This is a genomic window from Streptomyces sp. NPDC008313, from assembly GCF_042956125.1.
Lineage (GTDB): Bacteria > Actinomycetota > Actinomycetes > Streptomycetales > Streptomycetaceae > Streptomyces.
Genome location: NZ_JBIBFR010000013.1, coordinates 89,151 through 104,620, shown reverse-complemented (window position 1 = coordinate 104,620; position 15,470 = coordinate 89,151). Strand labels below are relative to the sequence as shown.

The window sequence follows — 15,470 nt, the reverse complement described above, 5'->3', positions numbered from 1 at the left end:
TGGTGCCTCCCGGCCCCGCCGCAGCAGGCGGGCGCCCCGGTCCGGTCAGCCCCTGGGGGGTGTCTGACACATGCCCGTGGCGTCGCGCACGCCCATGTGTCAGACACCCCCCAGCGCCCCCACCTTCCCCACCGCCAGCAGCACCAGCAGCACCAGCAGCCCCGCACACACCGCCCCCTGCACCACACCTCGCCGCGGCCCCCGGGGGACATAGGCGAAGGCCAGCGTCACCACCGCCCCCGACAGCAGCCCCCCCAGGTGGCCCTGCCAGGACGTCAGCCCCGCCGACACCAGCAGCCACACGAGCAGCCCCGCCATGAACCGGTTGACGCCCCGCATGTCCGCGCCCAGCCGGCGCGCCATGACGTAGTACGCCGCACCCAGCCCGAAGACCGCCCCGGACGCGCCGACCGTGCTCGCGCCGGGCGCGAGCAGCAGCACGAGGACCGAACCGCCGAGCGCCGAGAGCAGATACAGGGCGAGATAGCGGGCGCGGCCCAGCTGCGCCTCCACGACCCGCCCCAGGTTCCACAGCGACACCATGTTGAGCAGGATGTGCATGATCCCGAACGTCCCCTGGTCCGGCGGCAGGTGCAGGAACGCCCCGGTCAGCAGCCGGTACCACTCCCCGTCCACGACCCCCTCCGCGTGGAACCCCGCGGGGTAGGCGTCCTGCCACAGGTAGTGCCCGCCGTCCGGGCCGACCAGACCGGCGCCCAGCATGGCGAACCGGTCCACGACCGACGTCCGCACCAGCTCCGCGAGGTAGGCGAGCACGTTGAGCCCGATCAGCGCGTACGTCACCACGGGCACCGTCGAGACCCGGCCGCCGAAGACCGTGCGGGCCTGCCGGACGGAGCGCGCCCCCTCCCGCACGCACTCCACGCACTGGTGGCCGACGGCCGCCTCGCGCATGCAGTCCGGGCAGATGTAGCGGTCGCAGCGGGTGCACCGGACGTGCGACTCCACCCTGGGGTGGCGATAGCAGGTGGTGACGGCGGACTCGGATTCCACGTCCGGCTCCTCAAGGACTCATGGTGGTACGGGGACGATGAACGAGCCGGTGGGGACGGCGACGAACAAAATAGCGAACACGCTCGGACAAGCGGGCGGTGAGGGTCGGCCGTGACGTACTCTCACCACGCCCGTCACCGGCACGGCCGTTGACGGACACGCGTTCGCACAGGTACCGAGGGGGAGCTCGATGGCGGCGATCAGCCTGACCAAGGTGAAGGAGACCGCGCCCGCGCTGGTCGACCTGTACAAGAAGGCGGGCGACAGTCTCGGCCGGCACGGGCTCGACGGCCGGCGGGCCGCCGTCTACCTCGTCGTCGACTACTCGGGCTCCATGAAGCCGTACTACAAGGACGGCAGCGTGCAGGCCCTCGCCGACCGGGTCCTCGGCCTGGCCGCCCACCTCGACGACGACGGCAGCGTGCCGGTCGTCTTCTTCTCCACCGACATCGACGCGGTCACCGACATCGCGCTCGCCGACCACCAGGGGCGCGTCGACCGGATCGTGGCCGGACTCGGCCACATGGGCAAGACCAGCTACCACCTCGCGATGGACGCGGTCATCGACCACTACCTGGACAGCGGCTCGACGGACCCGGCGCTCGTCGTCTTCCAGACGGACGGCGGCCCCATCAACAAGCTCGCCGCGGAACGGTACGTGTGCAAGGCGGCGCGGCTGCCGCTGTTCTGGCAGTTCATAGGCTTCGGGGACCCCGGCAGCCGCCAGTTCGAGTTCCTGCGCAAGCTCGACGAACTCGCGGTGCCGCAGAAGCGGGTCATCGACAACGCCGGGTTCTTCCACGCCGGCCGGAACCCGCGCAAGGTGTCGGACAAGGAGCTGTACGACCAGATCGTCGGCGAGTTCCCGGCCTGGCTCGCGGCGGCACGCGCCCAGGGCATCATCGCCGCCTGAGCGGACCGGGCCCGCACCCCGGGGGCCCGGCGCGCTACGTGTTGCACTCCAGCACCGTCCGGCACAGCCCGCAGCGCGCCTTCACCCGGCCGCGCACCGGCACCCTGATCCGCTGCCGGCAGACCGGGCAGGGGAACGAGACGCGCAGCCGCCCGTCGTCACCGGAAGCGAAGGCGTACGGGATGCCGGTCAGGGCACCCCGCCCGCGGCCCGGGGACGGACGGCCGCCCTCACCCCGCGCGTGCCGCCGGTGACCGGCGTACCGGCGGCGGTCCGTCCAGCCGGCCGCCGCCAGCGGAGGCTGCCGTTCGTCACGGCGGGCCAGCGCCATGCCCTCCGTGTACGCGGTGTACGCCTGCGGGCTGGTGAACCACACCGCCGGATCCTCGCCGAACACCAGCGCCCGCTTGGCGAGGACGTAACCGAACTCCTCCGGGGTGAGATACCCGAGCTTCTGCGAGGACGCCGCGTCCTCCCGGTAGGCGTCCAGGAGCAGCCAGCCCGCGCCGAGATACGTCGCCGCCGTGTCCGTGAGGATCTCGTTGTCCCGGGTCCCCGGGAACGACAGGCCGAGCCGGTGCAGCAGGACGTGCATCACCTCGTGCGCGAGGGCCGCGCCGATGTCCCGCCGGTGGGTGCGGAAGCGGTCGTTGAGCTCGATGAAGTACTCCGGTCCCGCCGCGAGTTCGACGTTCGCCGCGTGCGTCATCTCGCGGAAGCCGACGATCATCCGGGCGTCCGGCAGCCGGTAGTGGCGGACCATCTCGCGGGCCACGCGCTGCGCGCCCAGATGCAGGTCATCGGTGTCGCCGAAGGCCACGTCGGCGGGGGGCACGCTGGTCGCGAACGCGTGGACGGTGTCGTACGAGAGCCGCTTGTAGAGCGCGTTGACCGCGGCCCGCACCGTCTCCAGATGCGGGTAGCCGTGCTCGACCGGTCCGCCGTCGGCCACGTCCGCACCCCCTGAGGACCGCTGAGACCCCGAGTGGACTCCCGGATGGGACCCGGGTTCGTCGCCTCCACTGTAGGCGGCGCCCCGCCCGCGGGCGGAGCGCCCGGCCCGCGGGGGAGCGGTTGGCCGGAATGCCGTCCTTGTGGCCGGGGAGACCACGTTCCGATAATCCGAACGCGCGCACATGTCGGGTCCATGACATTACGATGGCCGGGTCCGCCCCCGTGCGCGACCCCCCCACGAAAGGAACCACGATGCACGCACCGAAGAAGCCGGGCCTCCTCGCGAGACTCTCCCCCCGCAGGACCACCCGAATTCTCCGGCGGGCCCTCGCCACCGGCGCCGTCGTCCTCGCCGCGGCCTCCCTCCAGCCACTGACCGCCCACGCCGCCCCCCAGCCCGTCGTCGGCGGAACCCGCGCGGCCCAGGGCGAGTTCCCGTTCATGGTCCGCCTCTCCATGGGCTGCGGCGGCGCCCTCTACGCCAAGGACATCGTCCTGACCGCCGCACACTGCGTCGACGGATCCGGCACCGACACCTCCATCACCGCCACCGCCGGAGTCGTCGACCTGCGCAGCAGCAGCGCGATCAAGGTCAGATCCACCAAGGTCCTCCAGGCACCCGGCTACGACGGCAAGGGCCGCGACTGGGCACTGATCAAACTGGCCAGGCCCATCGACCGGCCCACCCTCGAGATCGCCGCCACCACCGCCTACAACCACGGCGACTTCACCATCGCGGGCTGGGGCGCCGCCCGCGAGGGCGGCGGCCAGCAGCGCTACCTGCTCAAGGCCACCGTCCCCTTCGTCGACGACGCCACCTGCGAAGACGCGTACGGCGACGACCTCGTCCCCGGCGAGGAGATCTGCGCCGGCTTCGTCGAACGGGGCGGCGTCGACACCTGCCAGGGCGACTCCGGCGGACCCATGTTCCGCAAGGACGACACCGGCGCCTACCTCCAGGTCGGCATCGTCAGCTGGGGCGAGGGCTGCGCCCGCGCCGGATACCCCGGCGTCTACACCGAGGTGTCCACCTTCGCCGCCGACATAGCCCGAGCGGCCTCCGGACTCTGACCCGACCCGGGGGCGGCGCCCGCCGAACCCCGCGCGAACGCCGCCCCCGGGAACCCACCGCCCCCGCAGCCCCACCGGACTCACCGGCGCATCCCCGAATACCGTGATCACCCCCGCCCCCGCCCCGTAGGGTGGACGCCCATGACCACCAGCAACACCGACCAAGCCGGCGCCGGACCGAACGGTGACGCCGACCCCGCCGTCCGCGCCGAACTCGCCCGGCTGCGCGACAGCATCGACAACATCGACGCCGCCGTCGTCCACATGCTCGCCGAGCGCTTCAAGTGCACCCAGCAGGTCGGCCACCTCAAAGCCACCCACCAGCTGCCGCCCGCCGACCCCGCCCGCGAGGCCCGCCAGATCGCACGGCTGCGCCAGCTCGCCGAGAACGCCAAACTCGACCCCGCGTTCGCCGAGAAACTGCTGAACTTCATCATCGCCGAGGTCATCCGCCACCACGAGCGCATCGCCGACGACGTCGGCAACGGCGGCGACACGGGGGAGTGACACCGGACCCTCCCGGCCCTCCCCGCCCTCCCGCGACGGCACCCAGCACCCAGCACCCCGCACCACGCCGGCACCCGCCCGGCACCCGTCCAGGGCCCGGACAAAAGCCGTAGAACGCGCCCTCCTCTGTGCCGTGCCGAAGGCATCGGGCAGCATGGCCCCATGTCCGTACTGACGCGCGACGAAGCGCAGACCCGTGCCAAGCACCTCGACGTCCACCACTACACGATCGACCTCGATCTGACCACCGGCGACGAGACCTTCGACTCCCACACCGTCATCCAGTTCACGGCCCGCACGGACGCGGACACCTTCGTCGAGCTCAAGCCCGCCCAGCTGCGCTCCGCCACCCTCGACGGACAGCCCCTCGACCCCGGCACCCTCACCGAGAACCGGCTCCCCCTCACCGCCCTCACCGCCGGCCGGCACGAACTGCGCGTCCACGCCACCATGCGGTACTCCCGCACCGGCGAGGGCATGCACCGCTTCACCGACCCCACCGACGGCGAGACCTACGTCTACACCCAGCTCTTCATGGAAGACGTCCAGCGCGTCTTCGCCGCCTTCGACCAGCCCGACCTCAAGGCCGTCTTCGACCTCACCGTCACCGCACCCGACGGCTGGAGCGTCCTCGCCAACGGCATCACCGAACACCTCGGCGACAACCGCTGGAAAGCCCGCACCACCCCCCTCATCTCCACCTACCTCGTCGCCGTCGCCGCCGGCCCCTGGCACTCCGTCCGCACCACCCACGCCGGACTGCCCTTCGGCATCCACTGCCGCCGCTCCCTCGCACCCCACCTCGACGCCGACGCCGACGAACTCCTCGACATCACCCGCGCCCTCTTCGACCGCTACCACGAGAAGTTCGAGGAGCCCTACCCCTTCGACTCCTACGACCAGGCGTTCGTCCCCGAGTTCAACGCCGGCGCGATGGAGAACCCCGGCCTCGTCACCTTCCGCGACGAATTCGTCTACCGCTCCGCCGTCACCGACACCGAACGCCAGACCCGCGCCATGGTCATCGCCCACGAGATGGCCCACATGTGGTTCGGCGACCTCGTCACCCTCCGCTGGTGGGACGACATCTGGCTCAACGAGTCCTTCGCCGAGTACATGGGCTACCAGACCCTCACCGAAGTCGCCCACAGCAACGCCCGCGGATGCCCCGCCGCCCTCCGGGGCACCAACACCTGGACCGACTTCGGAGTCGCCCGCAAGTCCTGGGGATACGACGCCGACCAGCGCCCCTCCACCCACCCCGTCGCACCCGACCCCGACGCCGTCCCCGACACCGCGTCCGCCATGCTCAACTTCGACGGCATCTCCTACGCCAAGGGCGCCTCCGCACTGCGCCAGCTCGTCGCCTGGCTCGGCGAGAAGGACTTCCACGCCGGCATCAACAACCACTTCAACCGGCACAAGTTCGCCAACGCCACCCTCGCCGACTTCATCGACTCCCTCGGCGACGCCACCGACCGCGACGTCCACGCCTGGGCCGACGCCTGGCTGCGCACCACCGGCGTCGACACCCTCACCCCCCGCATCACCCCCGCCGCCGACGGCACCCGCACCCTCACCGTCGACCAGCAGGGCAACCGCCCGCACCGCATCGCCGTCGGCCTCTACGACCACGACCTCACCGAGGAAGGGCGCCTCACCCTGCGCGAACGCGTCGAGATCGACGTCCCGCAGACCGGACCCGCCCTGCCCATCGGCAAACAGCCCGCACTGCTCGTCCTCAACGACGGCGACCTCACCTACGCCAAGGTCCGCTTCGACACCGACTCCTTCACCACCGTCCGCGCCGCCCTCACCGGCCTCCCCGACCCCCTCACCCGCGCCGTCGTCTGGAACGCCCTGCGCGACGCCGTACGCGACGGCGAACTCCCCGCCACCGCCTACCTGGACACCGCCCGCACCCACCTCCCGCACGAGACCGACCTCGCCATCACCCAGGGCGTCCTCGCCTTCGCCACCACCCAGATCGCCGACCGCTACCTCACCGCCGAACAACGCCCCGCCGGCCTCGCCACCCTCAGCGACCTCTGCCGCGACCTGATCCGCCGCACCGAGGACGGCTCCCACCCCGGCCTCCGGCTCACCGCCGTACGCCACTTCATCGCCGCCGCCGCACAGCCCGACACCATCAGCGCCTGGCTCTCCGAGGGAACCGTCCCCGGCGGACCCGAACTCGACCCCGAACTGCGCTGGCGCATCCTCGGCCGGCTCGCCGTCCTCGGCGCCATCGACGACGACGTCATCGAAGCCGAACTCGTCCAGGACCCCAGCGCCAGCGGCCAGGAAGGCGCCGCCCGCTGCCGCGCCGCACTGCCCGACCCCGAGGCCAAGCGCCAGGCATGGCAGAAGATGTTCGCCACCGACGACCTCTCCAACTACGTGTTCACCGCCACAGCCCAAGGCTTCTGGCAGCCCGAACAGGCCGGCCTGCTCGCCCCGTACGCAGACCGCTACTGGGCCGACGCCGTCGCCCTCGCCGCCCGCCGCGGCCCCGCCATCGCCGAAGCCGCCGGCCGCTACGCCTTCCCGGCCCACGCGGTCTCCGCCGACACCCTCGCCCAGGGCGAGACCTGCCTCCGCGACGCCGCCCCCATCCCCGCCCTGCGCCGCAAGCTCACCGACCAGCTCGACGACCTCCGCCGAGCCCTCAAGGTCCGCGAGGCGTAACCCCCCTCCGGCACCGACCAGTTCCCCGCGCCCCACAAGGGACGCGGGGAACTGCGTGCTCACCCCCCACAGCCCCGCAGCAACCCACCGGACCGGGGGAGCCCGTCAAGAGGCGCGGGCAACCCCGCGAACCCAGGGGCGCGGGCAACCCCGCGAACCCCCTCACCCCCCACCCCGTCCCCCTTTCGGGTTCCCCTCACCCCGCATCCGGGCGCGCCGCCCCCCCCACGCGTACAAGCTGGAAACCGCAGCCCCGCGCCCCGGAGGACCCATGAGCACGCTCCGTCTCGCCTCAGGACCCGACGGGCCCGCCGCCCTGCGGCCACTGATCGCCACCGTGCTCCACGCCCTCGAAGACGGCGGACGCGCACGCGGCGGACCACTGCCCGCCGGAGGCCCCCACACCACCACCCGACGCCTGCGCGACGCCGCAGGCGACATCCTCCCCCCACACGGTCACCCCGACGCCCTCCACACCCTCGTCCACGCACTCGCCGAAGGCGCCGCCGACCCCGCCCACCCCCACTGCGCCGCCCACCTGCACTGCCCGCCCCTCGCCGTCGCCACCGCTGCCGACCTCGCCGCGAGCGCCCTCAACCCCTCCCTCGACTCCTGGGACCAGGCCCCCGCCGCCTCCGCACTCGAAACACTCGTCACCGACACCCTCGCCGCCGAGATCTACCCCCACACCCCCATCGACGGCACCCCACCACCCGACGCCCTCATCACCACCGGCGGCACCGAAGCAAACCAACTCGCCCTGCTCCTCGCCCGCGAGACACACGGACCCGTACAACTCGTCTGCGGAGCAGCCGCCCACCACTCACTCCACCGCGCCACCTGGCTCCTCGGCCTCCCCACACCCATCACCCTGCCCACCCCCACCGGCACCCTCGACCCCACCGCCCTCCACCACACCCTCACCCGCCTGCACGGCACCCCCCTCCTCGTCGCCGCCACCGCCGGAACCACCGACGCCGGCCACATCGACCCCCTCCCCGAGATCGCCGACCTCACCACCCACCACGGCGCACGCCTCCACATCGACGCCGCCTACGGAGGAGCCCTCCTCCTCAGCGAACGCCACCGCCCCCTCCTCACCGGCCTCGACCGCGCCCACACCGTCACCCTCGACCTGCACAAACTCGGCTGGCAACCCATCGCCGCAGGACTGCTCGCCGCACGCGACCCCCACGACCTGCACCCCCTGCGCCACCACACCGACTACCTCAACGCCGACGACGACACCCACGCCGGCCTCCCCGACCTCCTCGGACGCTCCCCGCGCACCACCCGACGCGCCGACGTCCTCAAAATCGCCGTCACCCTCAAAACCCTCGGACGCACCGGACTCGCCGCCCTCATCGACCAGGTCTGCGCCGCCGCCCAGCACCTCGCCACCCTCGTCGAAGCCCACCCCCGCCTCGAACTCCACGCACCGCCCACCATCAGCACCGTGCTCTTCCGGCCCACCGGCGCCCCCGACACCACCGTCGCCCACCTGCGCCGAACCCTCCTGCACGAAGGCCGCGCCGTCCTCGGCCGGGCCACCCTCGACAACCGGCTCTGGCTCAAAGCCACCCTCCTCAACCCCCACACCCGGCCCGCCGACCTCGCCGCACTCCTCGACCTGGTGGAAGGACACACCCCCCGATGAACCCCACCCCCACCCCCACCACCGCACCCCGCGACCTCGTCGGCATCGGAATCGGCCCCCTCAACCTCTCCCTCGCCGCCCTCGCCCACCCCCTCGCCGAACTCGACGCCGTCTTCTACGAACAACGCCCCACCTTCGACTGGCACCCCGGACTCCTCATCGACGGCGCCACCCTCCAAGTCCCCTTCCTCGCCGACCTCGTGACCCTCGTCGACCCCACCAGCCCCTGGTCCTTCCTCAACTACCTCAGAACCCGCGACCGGCTCTTCCCCTTCTACTTCGCCGAACGCTTCCACATCCAGCGCGCCGAATACGACGCCTACTGCCGCTGGGTCAGCGACCACCTGCCCGCACTCCACTTCGGCCACCACGTCGACAGCGTCCACTGGAACCCCCGGCACGGCCTCTTCGAAGTCGACCACACCCACCTCGACGACCACGGACACGCCCCGACCACCACCCGCACCCGAACCCGCAGCATCGTCCTCGGAATCGGCACCGCCCCCCACATCCCCGAACCCCTCAAACCCCTCATCGACGCCCCCGGCCCACCCGTCCTCCACGCAGCCGACTACCTCGAACACCGCGACCGCGTCCTCGCCGCCGACCACATCACCGTCATCGGCGCCGGCCAGTCCGGAGCCGAAGTCTTCCTCGACCTCCTCAGAAACCGCCCCACCGGACGCGAAAAAATCCACTGGCTCGCCCGCACCGAAGCCTTCGCCCCCATGGAGTACTCAAAACTCGGCCTCGAACACTTCACCCCCGACTACACCCGCTACTTCCACGCCCTCGACGAACCCGTACGCGACCGCCTCGTCGCCGCCCAATGGCAACTCCACAAAGGCATCGACGCCCACACCATCGCCGCCATCCACGACGAGCTCTACCGACGCAGCCTCCACGGCGGATGGCCCGACACCGTCCTCACCCCCGGCGTCCACGTCCGCACCGCCGGACGCCTCACCACCACCAAAATCGAACTCCACCTCGAACACATCCAGCAGAACACCCGCACCCGCCTCACCACCGACGCCGTCGTCCTCGCCACCGGCTACCGAGAACGCCCCCTCGACCGCTTCCTCGCCGGCCTCCACCCCCACCTCCACCGCGACAGCGCCGGACGCCCCCACATCGACGACCACTTCCGCCTCGCCCTCGACCCCACCGTCACCGGCCACATCTACGTCCAGAACGCCGAAATCCACACCCACGGAGTCGGCACCCCCGACCTCGGCCTCGCCGCCTGGCGCAGCGCCGCCATCCTCAACACCATCACAGGCAAAAACCCCTACCCCCTCCCCGACCGCACCGCCTTCACCACCTTCGGCCTGGAAAACAACCGGCCCCAGATCCCGCCCACACGCCACAACCGGACAAAAAAGCCCCTGGCGGACAGAATCTGAGGCCGACCCCCACCCCACACCACAGATCAGAACAGCGGCGAACCCTCACGCGTCAGACGCCAGTCCACCGACGCGAAGTCCGCCGGATCCAGCACACCCTTCGCCGTCACCCACTCCGCGATCCGCGTACGAATCTCCGTCGACTCCGCCCACACCTCCGGCGCCGACGCCACATGCGGGAACGCACCACCACCATTCGCCCGGTAATTGTTCACCGCCAGCACGAACCGCTGCGCATCATCCAGCGCCGCACCCCTGTACGTCAGATTCACGATCCGCGAACCCGGCACCTGCGCGACGTCGATGTCATACACCAACCCCGACACATAGTCGTAGTTGTAGTCCGGACGGTCGTTCGCGTTCGTCAGCTTCTCCACGTCGACCACCTCACCCACCGCCGTCCGCACGAAATACTCCGCCGAATACTCCAGATACGCCCGCACCTGCGCACCCGTCAGCACCTTCGCCACCAACGTGTTGTCATACACGTACAGACTCGACAGATCCCGGATCGTCACCTCACCCGCCGGAATCTCCGACGTACGCGAGAACGGCGACGCCTGCGCGATCACCGGCAACGACGCGTACTCCGTCCCCACCAACGCCGCCCGGACCACATCCTCCTGCACCCGCGTGATCAGATCGATGATCGGCGCATCCTTGTACCGCGCCTCCACCGTCGTCAGCGTCTCGGTCGCACTCCCCACCACCTGATTCACATACGCCACCACCGCCGCATGCTCATCCTTCAGCAGCCGCGTGATCCGCGGATCGTCCTCGACCGACCGCGCATCCCGCAACGACGCCGCCACCGACTCGACCTGCCACCGCCCCCTCTCGAAAACCAGCTCGAAGTCGAACAGCGACAACCGCTCCGCCCAGCACAACGGCTCCGACAACACCACCGTCCGGCCCGTCTTCTCATTCACCACCCGCAACTCCGGAATCTCCAGATGCGCGTGACCCACCAAAATCGCGTCGATACCCGGCACCTGCTGCGCCACCAGCGCCGCCGAGTTCTCCACGTACGGCAACTGGTCACCGTACGACGACGTCCCCGACGCACCGCTGTGCGCCGACACCACGACGACATCCGCACCCATCGACCGCAGCTTCGGCACCCACTTCGCCGCCTGCTCCTCCAGCCCCGGGAACGTCAGCTTCCCCTGCACGTACGCCTTGTCCCAGATCGCGATACCGGGATTCGTCAACCCCAGCACCGCCACCTTCACCGGCGGCAGACCCCGAGGACGGAACGTCTTCATGAAGTACGGGGGAAACGCCGGCTTCAGCGTCTTCGCGTCCAGCGCGTTCGCCCCCAGCAGCGGGAAATCACACTGCGACTCGAACTTGCGAAGCGTCTCGATCCCGTAGTTGAACTCGTGGTTCCCGAGCGCCACCGCGTCGTACTTCATCGCGTTCATCGCCTGCGCCATCGGATGCACCGGACCACCCTTCGCGGTGATCGGATCCACCTTCGCGAAGTAGTACGTCAGCGGCGTGCCCTGAATCGTGTCACCCGCGTCGATGAGCAGCGTGTGACCCCGCCCCTTCTCCTCACGAACCTGATCGACCAGCGTCGAGATCCGCGCCAGACCGAGCGCGTTGCCCTTCGCGTCGGAGTACTCAGCGTCTTTGAAGTAATCCCAGTTGAAGACGTGGCCGTGCGTGTCGGTCGTCCCCATCACGGTCAGCGAGAACCGCTTCTCACGCCGCCTCCCGCCCCCCTTCACCGACTGCGCCGCCTCGGCGGCCGGAGCGGCGGCCACGCCCGTCAGGGCGACCCCCGCACCCGTCACAGCGGACTTCTTCAAGAACTTCCGGCGGTTCAACGGCATGTCTCTCGCTCCTCGCGCGACGATCGGACAACGCGCGTAGATTCTGACGCGGCCATGACTCTGCGCAACAGGCCCATCAGGTTTCAAAACGATGACTGTCAGAAGCGGCACCCCACCCGCCCACCCGCCGACGCTCATCGGAGCACCCCCACGCACACGTCAACACTTGTCAACACCCCTACACGCAAAGGACGTTGAGTAGTCACCCGCGACCAACTACCTACCCACCGGTAAGCCCTAGGGTCGAACCATGCGCCGAGCGAAAATCGTCTGCACCCTGGGCCCCGCCACCGACTCGTACGACCAGATCAAAGCACTCGTCGAAGCCGGAATGGACGTAGCCCGCTTCAACCTCAGCCACGGCAGCCACGCCGAACACGAGGAGCGCTACCAGCACGTACGCAAGGCCGCCGACGAGACCGGCCGCAGCGTCGGCATCCTCGCCGACCTACAAGGCCCGAAGATCCGCCTCGGGCACTTCACCGAAGGCCCCGTACTCCTTGAACGCGGCGACACCTTCACCATCACCGTCGAACCCGGCGCCCAAGGCGACCGCCAGAGCTGCGGCACCACCTACAGCGGCCTCGCAGCCGACGTCACCCCCGGTGAACGCATCCTCGTCGACGACGGCAAAGTCACCCTCGAAGTCACCGGCATCGACGGCCCCCGCGTCCACACCCACGTCCTCGAAGGCGGAATGGTCTCCGACCACAAGGGCCTCAACCTCCCCGGCGTCGCCGTCTCCGTCCCCGCCCTCTCCGGCAAGGACGAGGCCGACCTCCGCTGGGCCCTCGACACCGGCTTCGACATCGTCGCCCTCTCCTTCGTCCGCAGCGGACGCGACATCGACGCCGTCCACCGCATCATGGACGAAGAAGGCCGCCGCCTCCCCGTCATCGCCAAGATCGAGAAACCCCAGGCCGTCACCGCCATCGACGACATCGTCGCCGCCTTCGACGGCATCATGGTCGCCCGCGGCGACCTCGGCGTCGAAATGCCCCTCGAACAAGTCCCCGTCGTCCAGAAGCGCGCCATCAAACTCGCCAAGCGCAACGCCAAACCGGTCATCGTCGCCACCCAGATGCTCGACTCGATGATCGAGAACTCCCGCCCCACCCGCGCGGAAGCCAGCGACGTCGCCAACGCCGTCATCGACGGCACCGACGCGGTCATGCTCTCCGGCGAGACCAGCGTCGGCGCGTACCCCGTCGAAACCGTCGCCACCATGGCCCGCATCGTCGAGGCGGCGGAAGAGGACATCCTCGCCAAGGGACTGGCACCCCTCACCGAACGCAACAAACCCCGCACCCAGGGCGGAGCCGTCGCCCGCGCCGCCGCCGAGATCGGCGACTTCCTCGGCGCCACGTTCCTCGTCGCCTTCACCCAGTCCGGCGACACCGTCCGCCGCCTCTCCCGCTACCGCTCCCCGATCCCCCTCCTCGCCTTCACCCCCGACCCGGCCACCCGTTCTCGGCTGAGTCTCACCTGGGGCGTCGAGACGTTCCTCGGCCCGCACGTCGACTCCACCGACGCGATGGTCGCCCAGGTCGACGAGGAACTCCTGAGGATCGGCCGCTGCCGCGAGGGCGACACGGTCATCATCACCGCCGGCTCACCCCCCGGAGTCTCCGGCACGACAAACCTGGTCCGCGTCCACCACATCGGCGAGTCCCGCCCCAAGTAACGGGGACACCTCAGTACTTGGGCCCCACGTGAGCATCCATCAGGGCGACGGAGGCTTTGCGGGCGATGGAGATGTTCAGTGGGTCACTGCCACGGGAAAGGGTGGTCCACCCCACGCCAACCGTGTCCAAGGTGTCGGTGAACAGCTTCCGGATGTCGTCCGATTTGTTGGTGAAGAAGTAACGGGGGTACTCGTAGCGCTTCCGCTCGCCACCGACGAGCCGGGTCGTCCAGTTGGTGATCCGACACCCGTCGGAATGGATAAGTCCCCGGATGAATTCCCAGGGGTAACTGTCCACGATCTCCTGTTGCCAGCTCTCAAGGACGATGGCGCGGTCGTGCTTCTTGCCGGGGCCATGCTGAGGGAAGAGGCAGGGCCAGTGCTTACTTGAGCTGGTGACTGCCTTGCAGCCTTGCTTCTTGACGCGGTAGACACTGTTCTCGGGACGGACGCTGCGCATCGCGGCTTCACACGCATCGATGAGGCCGGGCCAAGCGTTGTCGCAGACGATACGCAGGACGTAGACACCTCTGCGGCTGGCGTTGATGCAACCGTCCCCGAGGTAGAAGCCCAGCAGGTACGCGTACGCCGCCGGGTCCTCGGGTTTGTCCGGTTGCTTTCGGCAGCGTGGGCAAGGTTGGCCGGTGCGCCGATGGGGCTCAAGACGGACCTGCCATGAGCGGATGGCAGCCCGGGAAATACCGGTTTCCTTGCTGACGGAGTTGAGGCTGCGCCCCTGAGCGACGTCGGCGAGGATTCGCTCCCGCGTGTGGGTGTCGTACATGCGGCCACTCTGCGTGACTGGCGATCGCGACGCGCAACAAAAAGTGGATGTTCACGAGAACGAGAACATCCACTTCGTTGTGCTCATCTTGGAATCCAAGGAAAAGTGCCCCAGGTGGGATTCGAACCCACACTGTCCGCTGTTTGAGAGCGGCCTCTCTAACCAGTTGGAGTACTGGGGCCTTGGAAAAAAAGGGATAGCGCGACCCCTCGGGAACCCACCATACCGCAGCTAGGTAGGCTCTTGACAGCAGTATCTGCCTGCCCTGGAACGAGGAGCCACCGTGACCGCCCCCGAGTCGCCGCAGCCCGTAGACGTGCCCGATGACGACAAGTCGCACGTGCCTCCGCTGACGACCCGCGTCGTCATCGCCGAGGACGAGGCGCTGATCCGTCTCGACCTCAAGGAGATGCTGGAGGAGGAGGGCTACTCCGTCGTGGGGGAGGCCGGGGACGGTGAGCAGGCCGTCGCGCTGGCCCGGGAGCACCGGCCGGACCTGGTGATCCTCGACGTGAAGATGCCGAAGCTGGACGGCATCTCCGCGGCGGAGAAGATCGCCGAGGAGTCGATCGCGCCGGTGCTGATGCTGACGGCGTTCTCGCAGCGGGATCTGGTGGAGCGGGCGAGGGACGCCGGGGCGATGGCGTACTTGGTGAAGCCGTTCAGCAAGAGTGATGTGGTGCCGGCGATCGAGATGGCGGTGTCGCGGTTCACGGAGTTGAAGGAGCTGGAGAAGGAGGTCGCCGACCTCAGCCAGCGTCTGGAGACGCGGAAGCTGGTGGACCGGGCGAAGTCGGTGCTGCAGACGGAGTACGGGCTGACGGAGCCGGCGGCGTTCCGGTGGATCCAGAAGACGTCGATGGATCGGCGTATGTCGATGCAGCAGGTGGCGGAGGCGGTCATCCAGGACGCGGAGGAGAAGAAGTCCGCGAAGGGCTGATGGCTGTTCCGGGG

General features: G+C 69.7%; 12 protein-coding genes and 1 tRNA gene. 8 read left to right on the top strand and 5 right to left on the bottom strand.

Annotated elements, in window-relative coordinates; translation table 11 throughout:
• Positions 1 to 99 precede the first annotated feature (99 nt).
• A complete protein-coding gene (locus ACFY93_RS19095; RefSeq protein ID WP_391360158.1) occupies positions 100 to 1,014 on the bottom strand; it encodes a rhomboid family intramembrane serine protease in 915 nt (304 codons plus the stop codon).
• Positions 1,015 to 1,204: 190 nt separating this feature from the next.
• Here ACFY93_RS19095 and ACFY93_RS19090 point away from each other — a divergent pair, with 190 nt between their 5' ends.
• Complete coding sequence (locus ACFY93_RS19090; RefSeq protein WP_391360155.1) at positions 1,205 to 1,927, top strand: VWA domain-containing protein; 723 nt, start codon at positions 1,205 to 1,207, stop codon at positions 1,925 to 1,927.
• A gap of 34 nt (positions 1,928 to 1,961) precedes the next feature.
• Here the strand turns inward: ACFY93_RS19090 and ACFY93_RS19085 are convergent, their stop codons facing one another.
• Positions 1,962 to 2,879 (bottom strand): hypothetical protein, encoded by a 918-nt coding sequence (locus ACFY93_RS19085; protein WP_391360152.1) that lies wholly within the window; start codon positions 2,877 to 2,879, stop codon positions 1,962 to 1,964.
• A 254-nt stretch (positions 2,880 to 3,133) separates the two neighbouring features.
• On the opposite strand from ACFY93_RS19085, the gene ACFY93_RS19080 reads away from it, so the two are divergent.
• The 5 genes from ACFY93_RS19080 to ACFY93_RS19060 all read left to right on the top strand — a co-directional run bounded on the left by ACFY93_RS19080 (position 3,134) and on the right by ACFY93_RS19060 (position 10,210).
• Positions 3,134 to 3,952 (top strand): trypsin-like serine protease, encoded by an 819-nt coding sequence (locus ACFY93_RS19080; RefSeq protein ID WP_391360150.1) that lies wholly within the window; start codon positions 3,134 to 3,136, stop codon positions 3,950 to 3,952.
• Positions 3,953 to 4,093: 141 nt separating this feature from the next.
• A complete protein-coding gene (locus ACFY93_RS19075) occupies positions 4,094 to 4,459 on the top strand; it encodes a chorismate mutase (protein WP_391360147.1) in 366 nt (121 codons plus the stop codon).
• A 162-nt stretch (positions 4,460 to 4,621) separates the two neighbouring features.
• Positions 4,622 to 7,147: an aminopeptidase N gene (gene pepN, locus ACFY93_RS19070; RefSeq protein WP_391360145.1), complete on the top strand. Its 2,526-nt coding sequence runs from the start codon at positions 4,622 to 4,624 to the stop codon at positions 7,145 to 7,147.
• 271 nt (positions 7,148 to 7,418) lie between these two features.
• On the top strand, positions 7,419 to 8,804 hold the full coding sequence (locus tag ACFY93_RS19065; protein ID WP_391360142.1) for an aminotransferase class V-fold PLP-dependent enzyme: 1,386 nt from the start codon (positions 7,419 to 7,421) through the stop codon (positions 8,802 to 8,804).
• The gene (locus ACFY93_RS19060; protein WP_391360140.1) at positions 8,801 to 10,210 is read left to right on the top strand and encodes a SidA/IucD/PvdA family monooxygenase; all 1,410 of its coding nucleotides are present in this window, start codon (positions 8,801 to 8,803) and stop codon (positions 10,208 to 10,210) included. Before ACFY93_RS19065 ends, ACFY93_RS19060 begins: the two co-directional genes overlap by 4 nt.
• Before the next feature lie 26 nt (positions 10,211 to 10,236).
• Here ACFY93_RS19060 and ACFY93_RS19055 read toward each other — a convergent pair whose 3' ends face one another.
• A complete protein-coding gene (locus ACFY93_RS19055; protein ID WP_391360137.1) occupies positions 10,237 to 12,048 on the bottom strand; it encodes a 5'-nucleotidase C-terminal domain-containing protein in 1,812 nt (603 codons plus the stop codon).
• Between the two features lie 250 nt (positions 12,049 to 12,298).
• Between ACFY93_RS19055 and pyk the strand changes: the two genes are divergently transcribed.
• Positions 12,299 to 13,732, top strand: a complete 1,434-nt coding sequence (gene pyk / locus ACFY93_RS19050; protein ID WP_391360134.1) for a pyruvate kinase — start codon at positions 12,299 to 12,301, stop codon at positions 13,730 to 13,732.
• A gap of 10 nt (positions 13,733 to 13,742) precedes the next feature.
• Here the strand turns inward: pyk and ACFY93_RS19045 are convergent, their stop codons facing one another.
• Together ACFY93_RS19045 and ACFY93_RS19040 are read right to left on the bottom strand one after the other, a co-directional pair.
• Entirely contained in the window at positions 13,743 to 14,516 is a 774-nt protein-coding gene (locus ACFY93_RS19045; RefSeq protein ID WP_391360131.1) for a transcriptional regulator, read from the bottom strand.
• 106 nt (positions 14,517 to 14,622) lie between these two features.
• Positions 14,623 to 14,697 (bottom strand) — tRNA-Leu (locus ACFY93_RS19040).
• Between the two features lie 102 nt (positions 14,698 to 14,799).
• Here ACFY93_RS19040 and ACFY93_RS19035 point away from each other — a divergent pair.
• Positions 14,800 to 15,456: a response regulator gene (locus ACFY93_RS19035; protein WP_391360129.1), complete on the top strand. Its 657-nt coding sequence runs from the start codon at positions 14,800 to 14,802 to the stop codon at positions 15,454 to 15,456.
• Positions 15,457 to 15,470 lie beyond the last annotated feature (14 nt).